The organism is Zoogloea ramigera, assembly GCF_006539865.1.
In the GTDB taxonomy this organism is placed as follows: Bacteria; Pseudomonadota; Gammaproteobacteria; order Burkholderiales; family Rhodocyclaceae; genus Zoogloea; species Zoogloea ramigera.
Genome location: NZ_BJNV01000028.1, coordinates 1 through 3,986, shown reverse-complemented (window position 1 = coordinate 3,986; position 3,986 = coordinate 1). Strand labels below are relative to the sequence as shown.

At 64.6% G+C, this 3,986-nt stretch carries 3 protein-coding genes and 1 tRNA gene; 3 read left to right on the top strand and 1 reads right to left on the bottom strand.

All coding sequences use genetic code 11. The annotated features are described in order from the left end of the window. Window positions 1-182: 182 nt before the first annotated feature. Window positions 183-1,586, top strand: a complete 1,404-nt coding sequence (locus tag ZRA01_RS09635; protein WP_141351585.1) for an FAD-binding oxidoreductase — start codon at window positions 183-185, stop codon at window positions 1,584-1,586. A 353-nt stretch (window positions 1,587-1,939) separates the two neighbouring features. Further along, the gene (locus ZRA01_RS09630) at window positions 1,940-2,710 is read left to right on the top strand and encodes a PEP-CTERM sorting domain-containing protein (RefSeq protein ID WP_141351584.1); all 771 of its coding nucleotides are present in this window, start codon (window positions 1,940-1,942) and stop codon (window positions 2,708-2,710) included. 93 nt (window positions 2,711-2,803) lie between these two features. Here the strand turns inward: ZRA01_RS09630 and ZRA01_RS09625 are convergent, their stop codons facing one another. Next, window positions 2,804-3,484, bottom strand: a complete 681-nt coding sequence (locus ZRA01_RS09625) for a PEP-CTERM sorting domain-containing protein (protein WP_141351582.1) — start codon at window positions 3,482-3,484, stop codon at window positions 2,804-2,806. Between the two features lie 411 nt (window positions 3,485-3,895). Between ZRA01_RS09625 and ZRA01_RS09620 the strand changes: the two genes are divergently transcribed. Then, window positions 3,896-3,971, top strand: a tRNA-Ala gene (locus ZRA01_RS09620). Window positions 3,972-3,986 lie beyond the last annotated feature (15 nt).

The following is a 3,986-nucleotide window of genomic DNA, read 5'->3' as shown; positions in this document are numbered from 1 at the left end:
TGGATGGTGCGTCTTCGTTTCCGGGTGGGGCTCTGCGGGTCGAGCGCTCCCTCCCCTGACAAGGGGAGGGCCGGGGAGGGGTTTGGCGGGCGGCGGGTGTGCGAAACGCCTCTCCACCCCCGCGCGGTGTGTGCCCCCGAATGCAATAATCCGGCACCACTCCTCACCCCCGGAGCTCGTTCATGCCCCTCATCGACACCCTGCGCAGCATCGTCGGCGCGCCCCATTGCCTTACCGTCGACGTCGACATGGCGCCCTACCTCACCGACTGGCGCGGGCGATACACCGGCCGTGCCCGTGCGGTGGTGCTGCCGGCCGACACTGCGCAGGTGGCGGCGGTGATGCGGGCCTGCGCAGCGGCGGGGTGCCCGGTGGTGCCCCAGGGCGGCAACACCGGCCTGTGTGGCGGGGCCACGCCCTTGGCCGACGGGGCCGCGGTGGTGGTCAACCTGTCGCGGCTGCGGCGCATCCGCAGCGTGGATGCCGCCAACAACGCGCTGTGTGCCGAAGCTGGCGTGCCGCTGGCCGCCGTGCAGGCCGCGGCGCAGGAGGCCGACAGGCTGTTTCCGCTGGCCCTGGCCAGCGAGGGTTCGTGTGAAGTCGGTGGCGTGATTTCCACCAACGCCGGTGGCGTGCAGGTGCTGCGCTACGGCAACACCCGCGAGCTCGTGCTCGGCCTCGAGGTCGTGCTCCCCGACGGGCAGATCTGGGACGGCCTGCGCGCGCTTCGCAAGGACAACACCGGCTACGACCTCAAGCAGCTCTTCATCGGCGCCGAGGGCACCCTCGGTATCGTCACCGCCGCCACCCTCAAGCTCTTCGCGCGTCCGCGCGCCGTCGTCACCGCCTGGCTGGCGGTCGCTTCGCCGGCCGCCGCGGTCGAGCTGCTCGGCCGCCTGCGCGCCGCCGTCGGCGACCGGGTGACGGCCTTCGAGCTCATCAGCCGCCCGTCCCTCGAGCTCGTCTTTCAGCACATTCCCGGCACCCGCGACCCCCTGGGCCAGCCCAGCCCCTGGTACGTGCTGCTCGAGCTCAGCGACACCGTTACCGGCGACACCCTGGCCGGGCTGCTCGAGGCCGAACTCGCCGCCACCATCGCCGAAGGGCGCGTCATCGACGGCGCCATTGCCACCAGCGACAGCCAGGCCCAGGCCCTCTGGCAACTGCGCGAGAACATCTCCGAAGCCCAGAAGCGCGAAGGCATCAGCATCAAGCACGACATCTCGGTGCCGGTCAGCGCGATCCCCGGCTTCCTCGACGCGGCCGGCGCTGCCCTGGCCGCCGCCTACCCGGGCCTGCGCATCGTGTGCTTCGGCCACCTGGGCGATGGCAACCTGCACTACAACCTGTCCCGCCCCGTGCGTGGTGAAAATGATGAATTCATCGCCCGGACCCCGGAGGTCAACCGCATCGTCTACGACCAGGTGGTGGAGCGGGGCGGCTCGATCTCAGCCGAGCACGGCATCGGCCAGCTCAAGCGCGATCTCCTGCCCGACTACAAATCGGCCGTCGAAATCGACCTGATGCGCCGCATCAAGCAGGCCTTCGACCCACGTGGCCTGATGAACCCGGGGAAGGTGCTCTGAGGGGGGCGGGAAGTGGGCAAGTGGGAAGTGGGAAGTGGGCGGTGAGGGGGGAGGGCCGTTCCCACTCCCCACTCCCCGCTGCCACGATCCCCTTCCCCTCCCTGTGCCTTAGTTCACACTAGAAAATTGCCCCAAAGACACGTTTGTGTCGGGTTTTTTTACACAGGTCATCAAAGTCGAGCCGCCAGCTTTCCTTAAGGCAATGATTTCAGGGTTTTTTTAGTTTTGGCACATAACATGCTTCTTTGGGTTGGCGAAACACATTTCAGGCAGGCTCTTTCTCGCTCGCGTCCTGCGGGGGCGCGGGCATCAGAGGCTTGTCTGGCTCACGAATTTTTTTTGGAGACTTTCCTATGAAGAAACTTGCCCTCTGTGCAGCCACCGCCGCACTCTCCGTGGCCAGCACCGCCGCGTTTGCCACCCCGGCTTACGTCAGCACCACCGACAGCCTGACCGGTGAAGTCATCATCACCAATATGGCCGACGGCTCCCCGACCACCTTCGACGTCACCCTGCGTGACCTCACCGGCTCCGTGCAGGTCGTCGTTCCGCCGAACGGCAATTACGCCGTGAACTACAGCGGCTTCGTCAGCGTGACGCCCGTCGTCGGCGCGCCGGCCATGACCCTGTCGGTCAACAACCCGGCCAACATCTTCAACGGCCTGATCACCGCCACCGGCCTCTCCGCCGGCATTTACAACAAGACCTTCGCTCCGGGCGCCAACAACGTCAATGACGGTGCCGGCACCGCTGTTGGCTTTGTCATCGACTACGACGGCACCACCTCCGGTGACGTGCTCAACCTGATCACCACCCTCACCGGCGTCGCGCCGGCCACCACCGCCGGCTCCGGCCGTCTGGCCGTCACGGGCACGCTCTTCGATGACGGCGCCGTGCTGTCCTTCGTCGAGTCCAACCTGACCTGGGCTGGCTTTGGCCGCATGCTCGCCGCTGCCGACCTCTACGCTCAGCACAACCAGTTCCCGGGCAACACCCTCAACCTGATCACCGCCGACTTCGCCATGCGCAACGTCGCCGTGGCCATCCCCGAACCCGCCTCCATGGCGCTGGTCGGCCTTGGCCTGGTTGGTCTGGGCGCCATCCGTCGTCGCAAGTCTGCCTGATAGCCTCCCGGCATCAGCTCGCAAACGGCAGCGCAAGCTGCCGTTTGCATTTGTGCAAGCCATGTCTTGCATGACCTGGTCGGCTCGGCTCTATCAGGCGCGGCGGCGGCGGGCTGCCATCATGCCCAGGGCGCCAAGGCCCAGCAGCGCAAAGCTCTCGGGCTCCGGAACGTTATTGACGATCACCGACGGGGCGTTGCTCACCGTGGTGGTCACGTCCGTCAGGGTGTTCGCCAGCAGGCCGGCGTTGGGGGACACCGACAGCGCCAGCAGCGCCTGTTCGGCGGTCATGCCGGTTGCGGGCGCGCCAGTGACGGTACGGTTGGTTTCGGTGACGCCGAAATTCAGGCCCGAGTTCAGGTTGAAATCCAGATCAAAGACTTCCTGGGCGTTGATCACCGGGTTCAGCTGGGCAGCAAGGCTCGGCAGGAACAGCGACAGCACCTGCGTGATGCCCGCGCCGGTCACGGCGACGTTGCCGCCCGTGTAGGCCACGCCGTTGTAGGTGTAGCTCGGCGTGCCGGTGCCATCACCCCAATCCAGCACAATCTGGCGATCGGCTCCGCCCGGGGTCGCGGCGGGCAGGTTGAACTCCAGCTTGCCGGTGACGTTGGTGAACGACAGGTTGAAAGAACCGTCGGCGTTCAGGAAGTTGGAAAAGTTGTAGGCCGCGCTGAAGTCGGTGGCGGATTGGGTGTAAGCCGCGTTGGCGGCGCCTGCGGCGAAGAGGCTGGCGGCTGCCGTAACGGCCAGAAGAGCTTTCTTAAAGGACATGCTTGTATTCCTCCGGGTTGAATCTATTGAAAACGCCTACCCGATTCGGGTTCAAGAGACTGGATAGGTTGGCGCTTCGTGAATAGCAACAAGCAGGCCATGTTCTGTATCTGCATGAAAATCATGGACTAATTTATTTAAAAAGCCTGGGCTTGCGGCGGCTTTGTAAAATTATCTGACATCAAAAAATCCCCGTATTGGGTTTTGTGTTTTTGATGGGCGCCTCGTTTCGGGGTTTGTGAGCGGCTGGCGGGGTGGCCAGGTCGCGTTGTCTCTGCCGCGCGCGCGTGCACATACATATAGGTGTACGTGTGCAGCAGCAGGGCAGGGCACAACTGAAACTTTCAGCTGATAGCTAAAAAGGGGTTTACAAGCCCCGGAACCATCTCTATAATGCGGTCTTCGTTGGACGGGGGTATAGCTCAGCTGGGAGAGCGCTTGCATGGCATGCAAGAGGTCAGCGGTTCGATCCCGCTTACCTCCACCACAACAAAGTTTCATC